Here is an 18,789-nt window from a genome sequence, read left to right on the forward strand (position 1 = left end):
CTCAAGCTGTGTTGCTGAAACTGTTAATTGATCAAAATCAAGACCGCTGTGGCCGTTTGTCTGAATCATAGGGGAATGCATGGCAATCATGGCAACCCGGGGATGACACGATGGCGACACTGATACACGATCTGATCTTTGAAACGGCGCAGCGTGCGCCCCAGGCGCCGGCCCTGTCGTGGCAGGGAGAGGAAATGCACTATGCCGCGCTGGCGCAATCCGTGCGCGAGGCGGCCTGCACCCTGCTGACCCTGGGCTTGCAGCGTGGCGCGCGCGTGGCCGTATACCTGGAAAAACGCCCGGAAAACGTCAGCGCCATGTTCGGCACGGCGGCGGCCGGCGGCGTGTTCGTGCCCGTCAATCCGCTGCTCAGGCCGGAGCAGGTGGCGTATATCCTGGCCGATTGCAACGTGGACATCCTCGTCACCTCGCGCGAACGCCTGGCGCAGCTGGGCCCCGCGCTGGCCGCGTGTCCGGACTTGCGCACGGTGCTGCTGACGGGCGAAGCGCTGCCGGAATCGCGCCTGGGCAAGGTGCGCGTGCTGGCGTGGAGCGCCATGCCCGCCAACGTGCCCGCCGGCGCGTCCGCGCCCCGGCCGCATGCGGCGATCGACGCGGACATGGCCGCCATTCTATATACCTCGGGCAGCACGGGGCGGCCGAAAGGCGTGGTGCTGTCGCACCGCAACATGCTGGCGGGCGCGCTCAGCGTGTCGGGCTATTTGCGCAATACGCCGCAAGACCGCATCCTGTGCGTCCTGCCGCTCAGTTTTGATTACGGCCTGAGCCAGCTGACGACGGCGTTTGCCAGCGGCGCCTGCGCCGTGCTGATGAATTATCTGCTGCTGCGCGATATCGTCGAAGCCGTGGAGCAGGAAGCCATCACGGGACTGGCCGCCGTGCCGCCCCTGTGGGTGCAGCTGTCGCAGCTGAGCTGGCCCTTGTCCACGCCCTTGCGCTACATCACCAATTCGGGCGGCGTGATGCAGCGCGCCACGCTCGACCGGCTGCGCCAGTCGCTGCCGCGCGTGCAGGTGTACCTGATGTATGGCTTGACGGAAGCGTTTCGCTCCACCTACCTGGCGCCGGAACAGCTGGAGCGGCGCCCCGATTCCATCGGGCAAGCGATCCCCAACGCGGAAGTGCTGGTGCTGCGCCCGGACGGCAGCGCGTGCGACACGGACGAACCGGGCGAGCTCGTGCACCGTGGCGCGCTGGTGGCGCTCGGCTACTGGAACGATGCGGCACGCACGGCCGAGCGCTTCAAGCCGCTGCCGCCCCAGGCGAGCGGCCTGGTGCTGCCGGAACTGGCCGTCTGGTCGGGCGACACGGTGCGCCGCGATGCGGACGGCTACCTGTATTTCGTGGGCCGCAGCGATGACATGATCAAGACGTCCGGCTACCGGGTCAGCCCGGCCGAGATCGAGGAAGTCGTGTATGGGAGCGGGCTGGTGGGCGAGGCGGCCGCGCTGGGCTTGCCCCATGCCGTGCTGGGCCAGGCCATCGCCTTGCTCGTCACGCCCGCGCCGGGCGTCGTCTTGCTGCGCGACAGCGTGCTGGCCGCCTGCCGCGCGCGCCTGCCCAGCTATATGGTGCCGCTGTGGGTGGAGATCCGCGACGGCGTGTTGCCGCGCAACCCGAACGGCAAGATCGACCGCCCCTTGCTGGCCAGGGAACTGGCGCATGCGTATGCGGTCCAATCAGGAGATGCGGCATGAAAGACTTGATACGCTCGAACAATACGGAATTGCCGTCGCACCAACCGTTGCGCCAGTTCGCAGTGGAAAACGACATGCTGCAGATCGGCGGTGTTTCCCTGCGCCGGCTGGCCCAGCGGGTGGGCAGTACGCCGTTCTATGCCTATGAACGGGCGCACATCGCGCGGCGCGTGGCCGATTTGCGCGCCGCCTTGCCCGCCGGCGTGCACGTGCATTACGCCATGAAGGCCAACCCCATGCCGGCCGTGGTGCAGTCGCTGGCGGGCCTGGTCGACGGCATCGACGTGGCGTCCGGCAGCGAACTGGCCACCGCGCTCGATACGCCCATGCCGGCCGAACGCATCAGTTTTGCGGGACCGGGCAAGAGCGACGGGGAACTGGCGCGGGCCGTGGCCGCGGGCGTGCTGGTCAACGTGGAATCGGGCGCCCAGCTGGAACGCCTGGCGCTGGCGAGTGAACGGCTGGGCCTGACGGCCAGGGTGGCCGTGCGCGTGAATCCCGACTTCGCCTTGCGCCGCACGGGCATGCGCATGGGCGGCGGGGCGCAGCCGTTCGGCGTCGATGCGGCCCTGGTGCCGGCGCTGCTGGGGCGCATCGGCCAGCTGGGACTGGATTTTCATGGCTTTCACTTGTATGCGGGTTCGCAAAGCCTGTCGGCGCAAGCCTTGGCCGAAGCGCAGGCGCTCAGCGTGCAACTGGCCCTGCAACTGGCCGACAGCGCGCCGTCGCCCTTGAGCACCCTGAATATCGGCGGCGGCTTCGGCGTGCCGTATTTTCCCGGCGACCAGGCGCTGGACCTGGCGCTTGTGGCCGAAGGCTTGCAGCGGCAGCTCGCCATCCTGGCCCAGGAAGCGCCCGGCGCGCGCCTGAACCTGGAACTGGGACGCTATCTGGTGGCCGAGGCGGGCGTGTATGTGTGCAAGGTGCTTGAACGCAAGGTGTCGCATGGACAGGTATTTCTCGTGACGGATGGCGGCTTGCACCATCACCTGGCCGCATCCGGCAACTTTGGCCAGCTGATCCGCAAGAATTATCCGGTCGCCATCGGCAACCGGCTGCTGGGCGGGCCGCGCGAAGTGGCGTCCGTCGTGGGGCCGCTGTGCACGCCGCTGGACTTGCTGGCCGATCAGATGGACATGGCGCGCGCCGAGGAAGGCGACCTGGTGGTGGTGTTCCAGTCGGGTGCGTACGGCTTGACGGCCAGCCCGACGGCCTTTCTCGGCCATCCGCTGCCGGCCGAGGTGCTCGTATGAGCGGCCTGTGCGGTTGGTTGGCCGCGCCTGGCGCGGTGGCGCACGGCGCTGCGTCCGATGGCGCTGCGGCCAATGCGGCCACGGCGCTGACAAGCATGGCCGCGCCCCTGTCGCGTTTCGATGGCGCGCCGCTGGCCAGCAGCTTGAGCGAAGTGGGCGGCGTGGCCGTGGCCGCCATCGACGGCAGCCGCCATGTGTATCAGCAAGATGGCTTGCAAGTGGCCCTGTGGGGCCGGCCCGAGCTCGACGGTTCGGCCGACGACGTGGCGTGCCGCCTCGCTTCCCTGTGGCTGAGCCGGGGCGTGGCGGCCTGCGCCAGCCTGTCCGGACCCTTCGCGCTGGCCATCCTCGACGCTTTTTCCGGCTCGGCCCTGCTGGCCGTGGACCGCGCCGGCATGCATCCGCTCAGCTATGCGAGCAATGCGCAAGGCTTGTTCTTTGCCTCCTCGGCGGACGCCTTGCTGGCCCATCCGTCCGTGCGGGGCGCGCTCGATCCGCAGGCCCTGTATCACTACCTGTACTTCCACATGGTGCCGGGCCCGGCCACGGCTTACCTGGGCCAGCAGCGCTTGCTGCCCGGCGAATACCTGCACATGCGGGGCGGCAAGCAATGCAAGGGCAGCTATTGGCAGCTGGCCTTCCACGAGCCGGCGGCGCGCACGCGGGCCACCTTCGCCAGCAACAAGCAGGAGTTCCTGCGCCTGCTGCGACTGGCCGTGGAAAGCAGCCTGGGCGCGGATGGGGCGGACACGGGAGCGTTTCTCAGCGGCGGCACGGACAGTTCCACCCTGGCCGCCATCATGGGGCAAGTGACGGGGCGGCCTGCGCGCACGTATTCCATCGGCTTCGACTTTCCCGGCTATGATGAAATGGCGTATGCGCGCCTGGCCGCCAGCCATGCGGGCAGCCTGCACCACGAACGCTATGTGACGCCAGGCGACGTGCTGGCCGCCATCCCCGCCATGGCGGCCATTTTCGACCAGCCTTTCGGCAATGCCTCGGCCATTCCCGCTTACTATTGCGCGCAGATGGCGCGCGAGGATGGCGTGACGCGCTTGCTGGGCGGCGACGGCGGCGATGAACTGTTTGGCGGCAATGCGCGCTATGCGCACCAGGCCTTGCTGTCGCAGTACGAGCGCTTGCCCGTCATGTTGCGCCAGGCCATCATCGAACCGCTGCTGTTCCGTGAACAGACAGGCAAACCATGGCGCCTGGGCGACAAGGCGCGCCGCTACATCGAGCAAGCCAGCTTGCCGCTGCCGGCCCGCCTCGACGGCTACAACTTGCTGCTGCGCCATGGCTACCGCACGGTGCTGGAAGCGGGCTTCATCGATACGATCGACCCCGGCATGGCGCCTGGCTGCGTGAATGGCGCGTATTGGGAGCGGCAAGGCCAGGGCTTGAGCCAGATCAATGAGCTGCTGGCCCTGGACATGCGCTTCACCCTGGCCGACAACGACTTGTTCAAGGTGCGCAAGGCGTGCGAACTGGCCGGCGTGGAAGCGGCGTTTCCCTTCCTGCACGATGCGATGGTGGCGTTTGCCGCGCGCCTGGCGCCGCGGGACAAGCTCGACGGACAAAATTTGCGGCCGTTCTTCAAGCGGGCGCTGGCCGAGATCTTGCCGCCGGCCATCGTGCGCAAGAAAAAGCACGGCTTCGGCCTGCCGTTCGGCCAGTGGCTGCACAGCCACGTGCCGCTGCGCGAGTTTGCCTTCGACAACCTGACCCAGCTGCGCGGGCGCGGCATCGTGCGGCCCGCCTTCATCGACGATCTGCAAGGGCGCTTGCTGGCGGAACACCCGGCCTATCACGGCACCATGGTGTGGCTGCTGCTGATGCTGGAACAGTGGCTCAGCCAGCATCCGGGCGCGCTGGGTGCGCTTGCCGGCGGTTTTGCCGCATGCGCCACAGAAACGCCAGCCGTCCTCGATCCCACGGCGTAAAGCGGGGCAGCTGCAGCAGGTCCAGATCCGCGCCGGGGCGCGCCACGCCCCAGTCCGTCGCGACGGCCGCCTGGAAACCGAGGCGCTTGACCATCGCCACGTGCGGCGCGCCATAATCGCGCCCGGCCTTGCCGTTCGGATAGGCAAACAGGGTGACGGGCGCCTGGATCAGGCTTTCCAGCTGGCGCTTGCCATTCGCGATGTCCAGCTGCGCGGCCCGCTCCGCCAGGGTCGATAGAATCGGATGGCTGGCCGTATGCCCGCCCAGCGTCATGCCGGCCCCGTGCAGCTGGCGCAGTTGCGCCGTGCTCAGCATGGCTGGCGCGCTTGCCCGGGCGCCCGCCTGGCGGCGGATCTGCACGGCCAGGCGCTGGCGCTGCGCAAAGGGCAGGTATTTGAGCCGGCCCAGCAAGGTGGCGATGGCCGCCTGCCGCTGCGCCAGGGTGGCGATGGGGAAGGTCCCCAATTCCTGTGCGCGCAAGTCCAGCACGGCGCCTGGCGCCTGGCGCACGGCGTCGATCACCGTGTCGTTCCACATCTGTCCCCCGTCCAGGTAGCCCGTGGCGATAAAGAACGTGGCATGCAAGCCGTGGCGCAGCAGCAGCGGCAGGGCGACTTGCGCATTGTCCGCATAGCCGTCGTCGAAAGTGATGCAGGCGGCGCGCGGCGGCAGGCTGCCATCCTGCAGGCGCCGCACGGCATCGCCCAGCGGCAGCGGCGTATAGAAACGCTTTAACAGGCGCAACTGGCGCTGGAACAGGGCCGCATCGACTTCGCCGGGAAACAGCGGGTCGGGCCGCGCCAGCACGCGGTGGTAGATCAGGATGGACAAGGCGGCCGTCATGGCTGCTCCGCGATGGCGGCGCGGGGCTTGGCCTGGCGCGATGTCGGGGCCGGCGCCTGCTGTTCGACGACGATGCGCGTGGCGATCAGGGCGGCCATCAGGTAATACGGCATGTCGAAATACAGCAGGCTGAGGAAGGCGCCGCCCACGGCAAAGCCGATCAGGCTGGCCTGGCTCATGGTGGCCAGGCCGTGCGCCCAGCGCAATTCCGGCTTGCCTCGCGTGCGGCGGATGATGGCGGCCGCCGTGCGCCAGGTGGCGATGCCCAGCGCCAGATAAATGAGCAAGCCGATAAAGCCGTGTTCGCCCAGCGCCTGGAAGTAGATGCTGTGCGCCGCGTGCACATCCATGGGGTTCGGCGCATAGCGGGCGAAGACGGCGGCGTCGGAGACGTCGAAGCCGCCGCCGGAAAAGCGGTCGCGCGCCAGGTTCCAGGCCATGCGCCACGCATTCAGGCGGCCCATGGCGGATTCGTCGTCCTGGTAGGTATTGATGGTGTCCATGCGTTCGGCCCAGCGCTCGGGCATGAAGGCCAGCAACAGCGGCGTGACCGCGGCGAGCAGCGCGCCTAGCACCAGCTTGCGGTCGCTTTTCAGCCACATGAACAGGCCCATGGCGGCGATGGCCAGCAAGCCGCCGCGCGAATACGAGCCCAGCGCGGCGAGGGCCGACAGCAGCATGGCCCCGGACAAGCCGTGGCGCAGCCAGCGCCGGTCCGTGTTTTGCTGCAAATAATACATGAGGGGGATGGTGATGATCAGGGCCAGGGCCAGCGCGTTGTTATCGCCGATAAACGTATCTTCCGGCCCCCACACCCGTTCCGTGCCGCCGCTGCGGATGGTGAAGACGCCGCCTTTCACGCCGTAATAGCCGATCGAGCCCACCAGCACCCAGACCAGGCGCACGATGTCGCGCCGCGAGCGTATCACCATCATCACGACAAAGCTCATCAGCATGATCTTCATGACCTTGTTCCACTGCACCCACGACGACTGGGGCAGCAGGGCGAACGGCGCCGTGACGTTCATCCACGCGACGAACAGCAGCAGCAGCACGCTGACGGGGGTCAGCGGCAAGTTCTTCGGTTCGCGCGTCATCAAGAGGCCAAGCAGGGTGGCGATGGCGATGATGAAGGCGAACGGCATGTGGGTGGCGAAACCCCAGCCCTGCGTGTGCGGGTTCATGACGCTGACCCAGACCCACATCAGGCCGCCGATGGCCGGCGCCTTCAGGATGAAGGGCAGCGAACCCAGGATGATGACGGTGATCAATATGTCGCGCATGAAGGGGGACGCTCCTGGTGTTGCCCGGCTTGCCAAGGTCTTGATGCCTGTCAACGGGCTGGCGGGCAGGCTCAGTACACTGGTTCAATACCGCCCGGCGTTGTTGAAACTGCCAATCAGTTTTGTCATGGTAAGACCAAGGAGGCATGTCCTTGTTGACCGTTCTCATGGCGACCTACAATGGCGCCGGCACCTTGCCCCAGGTATTGCGCGCCTACATGGGCTTGCAGTCGCCCAGGGGCGGCTGGCGCCTGGTCATCGCCGACAATGGCAGCACCGACGCCACGGCCGAGGTGATCGCCGCCTTTCGCGGCCGCTTGCCCTTGAGCTATATCTACGTGGCGCGGCGGGGCCGCAGTCCCGCCCTGAACGACGCCGTCGAACACGCCTTGCGCCAAGGGGGCGATGGCGGCGAGCTGTTCGTGTTTGGCGACGACGACGCCATGCCCGCATCCGACTGGCTGTGCCGCTTGCAGGACAGCGCGCGCGCCCACCCCGGCTACGCCCTGTTCGGCGGCGCCATCGTGCCCGCCTGGCGCGAGCAACCGGAGGCATGGCTGCTGCGCCTGACGCCCGTCGGCTTGACGTGGGGCATCACCAGCGCCGACTTGCGCGACGCCCCCATCTATCCTGGCCTCGTCTGGGGCGCCAACATGGCGATACGCCGCCGCATCTTCGAGGCGGGCGCCCGTTATGACGAAAGCATCGGCCCGCAGGGCGCCAATTACGCCATGGGCAGCGAAACCCGGCTCAACCTGGAGATGCATGCGGCCGGCAACCCTTCCTGGTTCTGTCCGCGGGCGCAAGTGGCGCACATCATCCGCGCCCCGCAAGTGCGGCGCGCCTGGATACTGCGCCGCGCCATGCTGTTCGGCCGGGGCCAGTGCCGGCTGGCGACCCTCGCCCCCAGCGTGGAATTATTCGGCGTGCCGCGCTGGATGCTGGGCAGATACGTGCGCGATACCCTGGGCGCCGTGCGGGCCTGGCTGCGGCGCGACCACGCCGACCTGTTCCTGCGTCAGTGGGAACGGGCCTGGCTGCGCGGTTTCTTCCATGAAGCGTGGCGGGGACGGCGCAAACGCTTGCCGCGCATCGTCATCAGCAGTTATTCGGGCGAGCTGGGCGGCATGGAACTGCGCATGGCGCAAGAGGCGAAGATGCTGGGCGCGAACGGTTATGACAGCGTGCTGGCCCTGCGGCGCTTTCCCGGTTTCAGCCAGTGGGCGCAAGGCTTGCGCGCGCAGCAGCTGCAGGTGCGCGTGTATGAGCCGCCCTTGTTTCTCGAACACTGGGCCTGGCGGCGCTGGAACTGGCTGCGCGCCAGGGTCACGGGCGCGTGGCGGCTGCGGCGGCTGCGGCCCGACATCGTCCACGTGGCGTTTTGCTGGACCAGCTATGGCGCTTCCATCCTGTGGCTGGCCCGGCAATGCCGGCTGCCGGCCGTGATCAGCGTGCACAATGCGTTTCCCCTGGAGCCGTTCAGCGACTGGCAGCGGCCCCGGCTGCAGGAAGCGTTTCGCGCCGTCAAGGGCGTGTATGCCGTGTCGGCCTCGTCCATGCAGCATTTCCTCGACCTGTACCGCGACATGCTGGCGCCGGACACGCGGCTGGCCGTGATTCCCAACGGCGTCGATACGGAGACCTTCATCGTTTCGCCGGAACGGAGAATACTGGCGCGCAAGCAGCTGGGGCTGCCGCCGGACGCCCTCGTGCTCGGCTGCGTGGCGCGGCTTTCCGCACAGAAGCGCCCGCAAGCGCTGCTGGCCCTGTTCGCCCGCCTGGCGCCCCGGTTTCCCAATTTATATGTAGTACTCGTGGGCACGGGGCCGCTGGACGCCATGCTGCGGCTGCAGGCGCAACAGACGGGCTTGCAGGACAGAGTCGTGTTTGCCGGTTTCCAGCAGCGCGTCGAATGGCTGATGCCCGCCTTCGACCTGCATGTGCTGCTGAGCAAAAATGAAGGTTTCGGCATCGCCACCATCGAAGCGATGGCGTGCGGCGTGCCGGCCGTGGGGACGGACGTGCCAGGCACCCACGATATCCTGCACGACAGCGCCGGCGGCTTGCTGCTGCCGCTGGACGACGAGCACGCCGCCTGCGCGGCCGTGGCGCAGCTGCTGATGGATGCGCCGCGGCGCGCCCGCATGGGACGGCTGGCCCGCGAAGAAACCGTGCAGCGCTATTCGATGCCGCGCCTGGAGCGCCAGCTGCGCCAGTTCTATGCCGGCCTCGTGTAGGCGCCGGTCACGGGGATGAACGCCACCCGCCATTCGTTTTTCTTTTCCTTCGCCGAAAAATACACGGTGCTGCTGCTGGGCATCATCGCCACCATGGTGCTGTCCCGCCTGCTGACGCCGGCCGAGGTGGGCGTGTATTCGCTGGGCGCCGTGCTGGTGGCGCTGGCGCAAGTGGTGCGCGACTTTGGCGTGGGGCAATACCTGATCCAGGAAAAGCAGCTCGATACGGTGAAATTGCGGGCCGCGCTGGCCACCAGCCTGCTCGTCGCCTGGCTGCTGGCGGGCGTGGTGCTGCTGGCCAGCGCGCCGCTCGCGCAATTCTATGGCGAACCCCGGCTGACCCTCGTGCTGCGCCTGCTGGCCATCAATTTTGTCTTGATTCCGTTCAGCGCGCTGACCTTGCCGATGCTGCGCCGGCAACTGCGCTTTCGCGCCATCTACGCCATCAATGCGGCCAATAGCGCCGTCAACCTGCTGGTGGCCGTGCTGCTGGCGCTGCAGGGCTGCAGTTACATGAGCATGGTGTGGGCGGCGCTGGCCGGTTCCTGTGCGTCGCTGCTGGTGAGCCTGCTCGTGCGTCCCAAGGAGCTGCCGTGGCTGCCGGGACGACGGGGCATGGGCGCCATCGGCCGTTTCGGCGCGTATGCGACGGGAGGCGGCCTCGTCGACGAGGCGGGCGTGGCGGCGCCGGACCTCATCATCGGCAAGCTGATCGGCATTGAAAGCCTGGCCCTGTTCGGCAAGGCGCAAAGCGTGCTCAATATTTTCAACCAGGCCATCACCAGCGCCATTTCTCCCGTCGTGTTTCCCCTGTTCGCGGCGCGCGCCCGCGGGGAAGGGGGGCAGGGCGGGGCGGAACTCGTGTATCTGCGCACGATCAGCTACATGACGGCGCTGGCCTGGCCGTTTTTTCTCTTTCTCGCCTGCATGGCTTTGCCCTTGGTCAAGGTGTTGTATGGCACGCAATGGCTAGGCTGTGTGCCCTTGATCCGCATCATGTGCCTGTCCTCGGCCGTGTATAGCATGTTCAGCATGGCCCGCTACCTGTTCGTGGCGACGGGCCAGCTGCAGGCGCAAGTGCGGCTCGATGCCTGCGCCGGCGGCATCAAGGTGGCGCTGCTGCTGGCGGCGGCGCCGTTCGGCCTGGTGGCCGTGGCCTGGGCCGTGGTGCTCAGCAACGTGCTGCGCAGCTGGCTGAACTACGGCTGTCTGCGGCGCTTGAGCGCCCTGGACTGGCGCATCCTGGCGCGGGCCCTGCGCAAGAGCCTGCTGCTGTGCGGCGTCAGTGGCGTCGCGCCCGTCGTTGCGCTGCTGTGGCTGCCCGTGGACACGCCGGCGCTGCTGGCGTTGGCGGGCACGGCGCTCGTCACCTTGCTGTGCTGGCTGGCGGGGATTTTCCTGTTGCAGCATGAGCTGGCCGGAGAATTTTTGTTATTGCAACGCAAGCTGGCGGGACGCTGGCTGGCAGTCAAATGGACGAAAGGATGACCATGCGTGTCGGTATCTTGTCCTACCCGATGCTGTTCCAGCGCGACGGCGGCTTGCAGATCCAGGTACGCGAAACCATTGCCGCGCTGAACCGGCTGCCCCAGCTGCCGGCGCGTCCCCTGGCCGTGCAGCTGGTCGACGCCAACCATCAGCGGCTGGCCGATTTCGACGTGCTGCACGTGTTTTCGGCGAGCAATGGCACCTACCGCATCATGGAAATGGCCAGCGAGCAAGGCGTGCCCGTGGTGCTGTCGCCGCTGCTGTCGCCGGGCTGGGGCCGGGCCAGCGCCTGGCGCGCGCGGCTGGCCGACCGGCTGGCGGGGCGCTTGACGGAATGGATGGTGCAGACAAGCTATGCGCAGACGCGGCGCGCCCTGCAGCTGGCCGACGTGGTGATCGCCCTGGGCGAGGCCGAGCGCGACGCCATCGTGCACGGTTTCGGCATGCCGGCGCAAGCCATCCGCGTCTTGCCGAACGGGATCAACCCGCATTTCTTCACGGCCAATGGCGACTTGTTCCTGCGCGAGACAGGCATCGCGGGGCCGTTCGTGCTGATGGTGGGCAGCATTTCGCCGTATAAAAACCAGCTGGGGCTGGCCCAGGCGCTGGCGGGCGCCGGCTTGCCCCTGGTGCTGATCGGCGCCGCGCCGCGCGAACAGCAAGCGTATCTGCAGCAATTGCTGGACTTGCCGCACGTCAGCTGGCTGGGCGCGCTCGACCACGCCGACCCGCTGCTGGCCAGCGCCTACCATGCGGCGGCCGTGGCGGCCTTGCCCAGCCAGGGCGAAGTGTTTCCCTTGAGCGTGCTCGAAGCGCTGGCGGCCGGCACGCCCGTCGTCATGACGGCGCAAAGCGCGCTGGACTTGCCCGATTCCGCGTTTGCGCTGCGCAAGGTGCGCTGGGACGATGGCGCCGCGCAACGCCAGGCCATCCTCGCATTGCTGGCGCTGCCCCCCGGACGCGCCAGCGTGCAAGCGCTGGTGGAACGTTTTACGTGGGAACGGGTGGCGGCGCAGATCGCCGAGTGTTATTACCAGGCGCAGTCGCTGCCGGCCAGGAGGCAACATGCTGTTTAATTCCTTCGCCTTCCTGTTCGGCTATCTGCCCATCGTGCTGGCCGGCTATTTCCTGCTGGACCGCTGGGCCACCGCCGGCGCCTCCGCCAGCTGGCGCCGCCTGGCGCCGGCCACTTGGCTGGCCGGCGCATCGCTGTTCTTCTATGCCTGGTGGGACGTGCGCTACCTGCCGCTGCTGCTGGCATCCATCTGCGTCAATTACGCCGCCGGGCGCCTGATCGGCGCGCGCGCAGGCGCGGCCCGCAAGCGCGTGCTGCTGGCGGCGCTGGCGCTGAACCTGGGCTTGCTCGCCTACTATAAATATGCGAACTTCTTCATCGACAGCGTGAATGCCGTCGCCGGGCTTGCTGGTGCCGGTGCTGGCGCTGGCAGGCTGCCGTGGTCCGGTCTCGACATCATCCTGCCGATCGGCATCTCGTTCTTTACCTTCACGCAGATCGCCTTCCTCGTCGATTGCCACCGGGGCGAGGTGCGCGAATACCGCTTCATCCATTACGTGCTGTTCGTCAGCTACTTTCCGCACCTGATCGCCGGGCCCGTGCTGCACCACCGCGACATGATGCCGCAATTCGCCGACCCGGCCAACGCCCACCCGCGCGCGGCCAATTTCGCCATCGGCCTGTCGATTTTTACGATTGGCCTGGCAAAAAAAGTGCTGATCGCCGACAACCTGTCGCCGCTGGCCATCCCCGTCTTCGCGGCCGGCGCCACGCCCACCCTGATCGAAGCGTGGATCGGCGTGCTGGCCTACACCTTCCAGCTGTATTTCGACTTTTCCGGCTATTCCGACATGGCCATCGGCCTGTCGCGCCTGTTCGGCGTGAAATTGCCGCTGAACTTCAACTCGCCGTACAAGGCGGCCAATATCGCCGACTTCTGGCGCCGCTGGCACATGACCTTGTCGCGTTTCCTGCGCGACTATCTGTATATTCCCCTGGGCGGCAGCCGGCGCGGCGAGGCCATGCGCTACCGCAACCTGATGCTGACCATGCTGCTGGGCGGCCTGTGGCACGGCGCCGGCTGGACCTTCGTCATCTGGGGCGGCTTGCACGGCCTGTACCTGGTGCTGCAGCAGGCGTGGCAGCGCGTGTTCGGCGCGGCGCGGGCGTACCGCTGGCTGCGCTGGTGGCCTGGCTTGCTGACTTTTCTTGCCGTCATGCTGGCCTGGATCTTTTTCCGCGCGCCCGACGTGGCCACGGCCTGGGATATCGCGGGCGCGCTGGTGGGCGCGAACGGCGTGAGCCTGCCGCGCGGCCTGGCCAGCCATGGGGCCAGCCTGGCGCAGTGGGGCATGCATCCCGCGTTCGATGGCATCCGCTGGATCGAACTGGCGGGACCGGGCTTGCCCGTGCTGCTGGCGGCGATGCTGCTGGCCTTCAAGGCGCCGAATACGCAAGAAATATTCTTTCTCTACGAGCCTGCCATTGAAAGAATCTTTCAGCCGGCAGGGCGCTGGGCCTTCAGCTGGCGCCCCACGCGCCGCTGGAGCGTGGGCTTTGCCGCGCTGTTCATCGCCTGCATCTTCGGCATGAACCGGGTCACCGAGTTTCTCTACTTCCAGTTCTGAGCATGGACACCGCAGCCCGCCATTACCTCACCGGCTTTTTCGCCTGCGTCGGCCTGGTGCTGGGCGCCGTCTCCTTGCTCAATTACCAGGTCGATCCCTATCTGCTGCACCAGTGGGACAGTCCCTTGCTGCAGCGCCCGCGCCAGCTCAATGAAAAGCTCGGCGCCTGGGCCAAGACCTACGCCGTGGCGCGCTACCGTCCCGCCGTCATCTACATCGGCAATTCGCGCACGGAACTGGGCTTGCCGACGGGCGTGCGCGCCTTGTTCGACGGCAAGAGCGTCTTCAACAGCGCCGTGTCCGGCGCCTCGATCGGCGACGCCATCCGCCTGGCCGAGCATGCGGCCAGGGTCAGCCGCGTCGAGACCATGGTGTGGGGCGTCGACGCGCCCACTTTTTCCCTGGACATGGGCGCGGCGCGGGTGGAAGACAGCCTGACGGGCGCCGAACACGGCTTTTTCGCCCGGCGCGCCCTGGTCAACCTGAAGCGGGGCCTGACCCTGGACATGACGGAAGACAGCGTGCGCATCCTCACGGGCAAGGCCGGCGATGTGTGCCGCTCCAACCTGGCCCTGTACGGGCAGCGCGACGAGACGTGCACCCGCAAGGGCATGCGGCACTGGCTGGGAACGAAGGACGCGATTCCCGTGCGGCTGCAGGAATTCGGCGACGGACTGGGGCCGACGCCGCCCTCGACACTGGCGCTCGACGCCAGCATCGGCAAGCTGTGCCGCAGCAGCCTGCGCCTGCGCCTGTACATCAACCCCACGCACGCGCTGACCTTGTACGCGCTGCACTGGCGCGGCAAGTGGGATGCCATGCAAGCCTGGCAGCGGGGACTGGTGCAGCTCGTCGAGCGCCACCGCCTGCACGGCTGCGACGTGCGCCTGCATGATTTTTCCGGATTTAACAGCATCACGACGGAAGCGACCCCGCTCGTCAGCGGCAAGCCCGACATGCATTATTACTGGGAAGTGTCGCATTACCGGGACAATGTGGGCCGTTTGATCCTGGCGCGCCTGTTCGGCGGCGACACGCCGCCGCCGGCCGATTTCGGCGTGGAGCTGACGCAGGCCAACGTCGACGACCACCAGGAGGCCATGCGCGCGGCGCGCGACCGCTATGGCATGGAACACGCGCGCGAGGCGGCCTATGCGCGGCAGGTGCTGGACGGGCCGCTGATCCGGCGCTGAACGCCATTTCTCTACTCATGTTGCTACTTCCCGTGCCGACCATGGATACCACCGCCCGCCGCTACCTCGCCATCTTCTTCGCCTGCGTGCTGGCCGCGCTGGCCCTCGTGTCCGCCGTCAATTACCACGTCGATCCATATCTGCTGCACCAGTGGGACAGCCCGCTGCTGCAGCGATTGCGGCCGACGACCGAAAAACTCAGCGTGTGGGGCAAGACGTATGCCGTGGCGCGCTACCGGCCGGCCGTCGTCTACATCGGCAATTCGCGCACGGAAATGGGCTTGCCGACGCATCGCGTGCGCACCTTGTTCGCAGGCAAGAGCGTCTTCAACAGCGCCGTGTCGGGCGCTTCCATCGGCGAAGCCATGCGCCTGGCCGAGCATGCGGCCAGGGTCAGTCATGTCGACACCATGGTGTGGGGCATCGACGCTCCCTCGTTCTCGCTGGAACTGGGGTCGGCCGGCGTGGAACCGGGCCTGACGGACCCCGGCCCCGCGTTTTTCGCGCGGCGCGCCTTGCTCAACATCAAGCGTGGCCTGACGGTCGACATGACGCGCGACACGTGGCGCATCCTCAGCGGCAGCTATGACGGCGTGTGCCTGTCCAGCCTGGCACTGCACGGCCAGCGCGACGAATCCTGCCTCACCAGCCGCAACCGTACCTGGACCGGCACGGCGCGCGCTTTCACGCCGCGCCTGCAGGAATTCAGCGACGGCCTGGGACCCACGGCGCCCGCGCTGCACGCCTTCGATGCAAGCGTGGGGAAACTGTGCCGCGGCGGCACGCGCTTGCGCCTGTACATCAATCCCACGCATGCGCTCACGCTCGACGCCCTGTACTGGCGCGGCAAGTGGGCTGCCATGGAAGCGTGGCAGCGCGACCTGACGAACATGGCCGGACGCTACCGGCGCCAGGGCTGCGACGTGCGCCTGCTGGATTTTTCCGGCTTTAACAGCATCACCAGCGAGCCGATCCCCCAAGTGACGGGCGCGCGCGAGATGCGCTATTACTGGGAAGCATCGCACTACCGCGACAATGTGGGCCGCATGATCCTGGCGCGCCTGTTCGGCGGCCCGGAGCCGCCGCCGGCGGACTTCGGCGTGGAGCTGACGCAGGCCAGCATCGACGCCCACCAGGCGGCCATGCGCGCCGCGCGCGAGCGCTACCACGCGCAGCACGCCGAGGAAACGGCCTACCTGCGCCACGCGCTGACCTTGCCCCGCGAACCCAAATAGGCGACCGGCGGCGCCAGCCGTACGGCGTGGGGCAGGGCGCTTGCGCTATGATAATGTTTTGCCATCCAGCAAGTTCCAGGACTCCCCATGAAAATCGCCTTCTTTGCCAGCCAGCCCTACGACCGCCGCTTCTTCGACGAAGCCTTGCCGGCCCAGCCCGATTCCGCCGGCATCGAACTGGTCTACCACAGCGCCTTGCTGAGCCAGGAAACCGTGGTCCTGGCGCAAGGGGCCGACGCCGTGTGCGTCTTCGTCAACGACGTGCTCGACGTGGCCGTGCTGGAAGCCTTGCACGGCTACGGCGTGCGCGCCATCCTGCTGCGCTGCGCCGGCTACAACAACCTCGACCTGGAAGCGGCCAGGCGCCTGGGCCTGTTCGTCGCCCGCGTGCCGGCCTACTCGCCGGAAGCCGTGGCCGAATACACCCTGGCCCTCGTGCAAACCCTGAACCGCCACACGCACCGCGCGTATGCCCGCGTGCGCGAAGGCAATTTCTCGCTGGATGGCTTGCTGGGCTCCACCCTGCACGGTAAAACGGTCGGCATTGTCGGCACGGGCAAGATCGGGCTGGCCACGGCGCGCATTTTCAAGGGTTTCGGCTGCACGGTGCTGGGCCACGACCCGTATCCGGCGCCCGCGTTCGCGGACCTGGGCACGATGGTGGAGCTGTCGCGGCTGCTGGCCGAGTCCGACATCGTCTCGCTGCATTGTCCGCTGATGGACAGCACGCGCCACATGATCAGCGAAGCAACCTTGCCGCTGATGAAGAAGGGTGCCATGCTGGTGAATACGTCGCGTGGCGGCTTGATCGACACGGGCGCCGTCATCGAGGCGCTCAAATCGCGCCAGCTCGGTTCGCTCGCCATCGACGTGTACGAGCAGGAAAGCAATCTGTTCTTCCAGGACCGCTCGTCCGACATCATCGACGACGATATCTTCCAGCGATTGATGACGTTCCCGAACGTGCTGGTGACGGGCCACCAGGGCTTCTTCACCATGGAAGCGCTGCGCGAGATCGCCGCCATCACGTATCACAACCTCGCGTGCTTCCGCCAGGGCAAGGCGTGCGAAAACAGCGTACTAGCCAGCTGACACCTGCTTTTTAGGCTTGGGCGGCGGCTTGGGTTTCGGCAGCGGCAAGGCGTCCGCCGTGCGCCGCGCCAGTTGGCTCAGCCAGTCGCGCTCGTCCCACAGCCCGCCATCGATGAGGAAATACGGCTTGGCTTGCGGATAGGGCGGCGCTTCCTGCAGCGTGCCTTGTGCGCTGATCCAGGCGCGGCCCGCGTCCGTCGGCTTGATGAACAGCTGGTCGTCGGCGACGATGGCGAACATCTTGCCATCGCAATACAGGCCATACTCGCCAAACATCTTTTTCGCGCTGATGCTGCCCGCGCCCGCCATCTGGTCGAGCAAAAAATCCACCGTGCCTTGCTGTGATGCCATGTCGTCCTCCGTGTGAAAGAACAGTGTAGCGCACTGGCCAGGACGGGCCGCGGCGGCTACACTATCGCCATTATTTATTTTGCATTAGCTATTTTGCCATGACCCCCCAGCATCTTGTTCACCGCGGCATCCGCATCGCCACCCTGGCCGCCGGCGATGCCATCGAATCCCACTGCGCACCGGGCCAGACGGCCATCCGCGAGCAGGGCGATGGCTGGTGGCTGTACTTTGTCGACGAAGATGGCAAGGTCGACGGTTATGACAGCCCGTTCGCCAGCCATGCCGAAGCGCTGTGGGCGGCCAAGGCCGCAGCCGAGTTCAGCGCGCAATGAAGGCCAGTCCCTGGGCTTTCCTGGGCTTGCCGCAAGCGCCCGTGCCGGAAGCGGAAAGCGCGGATTACGGCGCCTGCCGCGCCGAGCTGCACGGCAAGCGCCTGGTCTTGCGCGTGGCCAAAACCACGCCGACGAAGATCGGCCAGTTCGTCACCGTCTGGAAGCGCCCCCATCCCGACGCCGACATTGCCCCGCTGGATGAAGCGGACCCCGTCGACATCGTCATCATCGCCGTGGCTGACGACGTTGGCGCGCGGCACGGCTTTTTCATCTTCCCGCGCAGCGTGCTGATCGGGCGCGGCGTAATGTCGCGCGCCGCCCAGGGCGGCAAGCGTGCGCTGCGCGTGTATCCGCCGTGGTGCGCGCCGGAGTCCATCCAGGCACAGCGCACGCAGCGCTGGCAGGCGGCGTGGTTTGCGGCACAGGACGATTTGTCCGGAATCGTGCGTTTGTTGCAAACTTGAAAATGGCGGAACTGATCCCGTTCCATTCTTATCAGGAGTAAGCCATGATAAAACTGTCAGGGAAAAGCGTGAAGCCGGGTGATGTATTTTATATCCCTGCACTCAATCCATCGCAAGAGCAAGGTTTTGTGATGGCGAGATTTATTGAAAATGTTCCGGTGAATGTGGGTTACTTGCTGGAGGTTTTTGCAAGGTTCTATACGATACCGCCTGCCTGCATGGAAGATATCGATATGAGTCAACGCCTGTTCCGGCCTGTGATGACATCTTTCAGTTTTTCGGAAGTACCCAAGTGGCGGGTGCTTTTTTCTGATCCGTATTACGATAAATCGCAGTCCAACTACGATGATATTACATTTTCATTTGTTCCTTATCTTTGGGTCGGAGGAAAAGAAATTCCGAAGTCTCAATGCGACCGGGATCTATCCTGGATCGAAAGACCCATCTGCTGGCGAGCGCTGCATCTTATTCTCAGGGTGAATGCGCATTTGGCAGGGATATTCAATGCGGACGAGCCGCATGACTACCACAGGCTGCCTGAAAACATGAAAGCAGACAATCCCGAGGCGCTCGTCAGGGCGATCGCTCTCGCCGAAGCCATGGATGATAAATTCAAGCTGTGGGCGGTTCAAGCCAAAAAGAAAAGCAGGATCGAGGGCGGTGGGGGCGGCTCCGGTATATGATGCGGAATCGCGTCGGAATAGCAGCGTTGC

Annotated in this window: 16 protein-coding genes; 13 read left to right on the top strand and 3 right to left on the bottom strand. The window is 66.4% G+C overall.

The annotated features are described in order from the left end of the window. Positions 1 to 110 precede the first annotated feature (110 nt). From O3300_RS02260 to O3300_RS02270, 3 genes are read left to right on the top strand one after another with little or no spacing between them, the layout of a single operon-like run. Entirely contained in the window at positions 111 to 1,718 is a 1,608-nt protein-coding gene (locus O3300_RS02260; protein WP_305051867.1) for an acyl-CoA ligase (AMP-forming), exosortase A system-associated, read from the top strand. Further along, complete coding sequence (locus O3300_RS02265; protein ID WP_305051868.1) at positions 1,715 to 2,971, top strand: pyridoxal-dependent decarboxylase, exosortase A system-associated; 1,257 nt, start codon at positions 1,715 to 1,717, stop codon at positions 2,969 to 2,971. The genes O3300_RS02260 and O3300_RS02265 overlap by 4 nt, the downstream gene beginning before the upstream one ends. After that, complete coding sequence (locus tag O3300_RS02270; RefSeq protein WP_305051869.1) at positions 2,968 to 4,914, top strand: asparagine synthetase B; 1,947 nt, start codon at positions 2,968 to 2,970, stop codon at positions 4,912 to 4,914. The genes O3300_RS02265 and O3300_RS02270 overlap by 4 nt, the downstream gene beginning before the upstream one ends. Here the strand turns inward: O3300_RS02270 and O3300_RS02275 are convergent. Together O3300_RS02275 and O3300_RS02280 are read right to left on the bottom strand one after the other, a co-directional pair. Beyond that, entirely contained in the window at positions 4,823 to 5,758 is a 936-nt protein-coding gene (locus tag O3300_RS02275) for a polysaccharide deacetylase family protein (RefSeq protein ID WP_305051870.1), read from the bottom strand. The two genes, O3300_RS02270 and O3300_RS02275, sit on opposite strands and share 92 nt — an antisense overlap. Continuing rightward, positions 5,755 to 7,041 carry a putative O-glycosylation ligase, exosortase A system-associated gene (locus tag O3300_RS02280; protein ID WP_305051871.1) on the bottom strand — a complete coding sequence of 429 codons (1,287 nt, stop codon included), beginning with the start codon at positions 7,039 to 7,041 and terminating at the stop codon, positions 5,755 to 5,757. Before O3300_RS02280 ends, O3300_RS02275 begins: the two co-directional genes overlap by 4 nt. 152 nt (positions 7,042 to 7,193) lie before the next feature. Here O3300_RS02280 and O3300_RS02285 point away from each other — a divergent pair, with 152 nt between their 5' ends. The 7 genes from O3300_RS02285 to O3300_RS02315 all read left to right on the top strand — a co-directional run bounded on the left by O3300_RS02285 (position 7,194) and on the right by O3300_RS02315 (position 16,929). Beyond that, a complete protein-coding gene (locus O3300_RS02285) occupies positions 7,194 to 9,278 on the top strand; it encodes a glycosyltransferase (RefSeq protein WP_305051872.1) in 2,085 nt (694 codons plus the stop codon). Positions 9,279 to 9,293: 15 nt separating this feature from the next. Further along, on the top strand, positions 9,294 to 10,766 hold the full coding sequence (locus O3300_RS02290; protein ID WP_305051873.1) for a lipopolysaccharide biosynthesis protein: 1,473 nt from the start codon (positions 9,294 to 9,296) through the stop codon (positions 10,764 to 10,766). Between the two features lie 2 nt (positions 10,767 to 10,768). Beyond that, entirely contained in the window at positions 10,769 to 11,842 is a 1,074-nt protein-coding gene (locus O3300_RS02295) for a glycosyltransferase family 4 protein (protein ID WP_289915047.1), read from the top strand. Continuing rightward, a complete protein-coding gene (locus O3300_RS02300) occupies positions 11,832 to 13,409 on the top strand; it encodes an MBOAT family protein (protein WP_305051874.1) in 1,578 nt (525 codons plus the stop codon). The genes O3300_RS02295 and O3300_RS02300 overlap by 11 nt, the downstream gene beginning before the upstream one ends. 2 nt (positions 13,410 to 13,411) lie before the next feature. Then, positions 13,412 to 14,602 carry a hypothetical protein gene (locus tag O3300_RS02305; RefSeq protein ID WP_305051875.1) on the top strand — a complete coding sequence of 397 codons (1,191 nt, stop codon included), beginning with the start codon at positions 13,412 to 13,414 and terminating at the stop codon, positions 14,600 to 14,602. Between the two features lie 41 nt (positions 14,603 to 14,643). After that, positions 14,644 to 15,837, top strand: a complete 1,194-nt coding sequence (locus O3300_RS02310) for a hypothetical protein (RefSeq protein ID WP_305051876.1) — start codon at positions 14,644 to 14,646, stop codon at positions 15,835 to 15,837. 87 nt (positions 15,838 to 15,924) lie between these two features. Then, a complete protein-coding gene (locus tag O3300_RS02315; protein WP_305051877.1) occupies positions 15,925 to 16,929 on the top strand; it encodes a 2-hydroxyacid dehydrogenase in 1,005 nt (334 codons plus the stop codon). On the opposite strand, the gene O3300_RS02320 is transcribed toward O3300_RS02315, so the two are convergent. Beyond that, entirely contained in the window at positions 16,918 to 17,280 is a 363-nt protein-coding gene (locus O3300_RS02320; RefSeq protein ID WP_289905067.1) for a TfoX/Sxy family protein, read from the bottom strand. The two genes, O3300_RS02315 and O3300_RS02320, sit on opposite strands and share 12 nt — an antisense overlap. Positions 17,281 to 17,378: 98 nt before the next feature. Here O3300_RS02320 and O3300_RS02325 point away from each other — a divergent pair, with 98 nt between their 5' ends. Genes O3300_RS02325 through O3300_RS02335 form a run of 3 tightly spaced genes read left to right on the top strand, consistent with a single transcriptional unit; the run spans position 17,379 to position 18,759 of the window. Then, positions 17,379 to 17,612: a hypothetical protein gene (locus tag O3300_RS02325; protein ID WP_099668077.1), complete on the top strand. Its 234-nt coding sequence runs from the start codon at positions 17,379 to 17,381 to the stop codon at positions 17,610 to 17,612. Next, entirely contained in the window at positions 17,609 to 18,076 is a 468-nt protein-coding gene (locus tag O3300_RS02330) for a MepB family protein (RefSeq protein ID WP_305051878.1), read from the top strand. Before O3300_RS02325 ends, O3300_RS02330 begins: the two co-directional genes overlap by 4 nt. A 44-nt stretch (positions 18,077 to 18,120) precedes the next feature. Beyond that, positions 18,121 to 18,759, top strand: a complete 639-nt coding sequence (locus O3300_RS02335) for an Imm26 family immunity protein (protein ID WP_305051879.1) — start codon at positions 18,121 to 18,123, stop codon at positions 18,757 to 18,759. The last annotated feature ends 30 nt before the right edge of the window (positions 18,760 to 18,789 follow it).

It is taken from the genome of Janthinobacterium sp. SUN206, assembly GCF_030587305.1.
GTDB lineage: Bacteria > Pseudomonadota > Gammaproteobacteria > Burkholderiales > Burkholderiaceae_D > Janthinobacterium > Janthinobacterium kumbetense.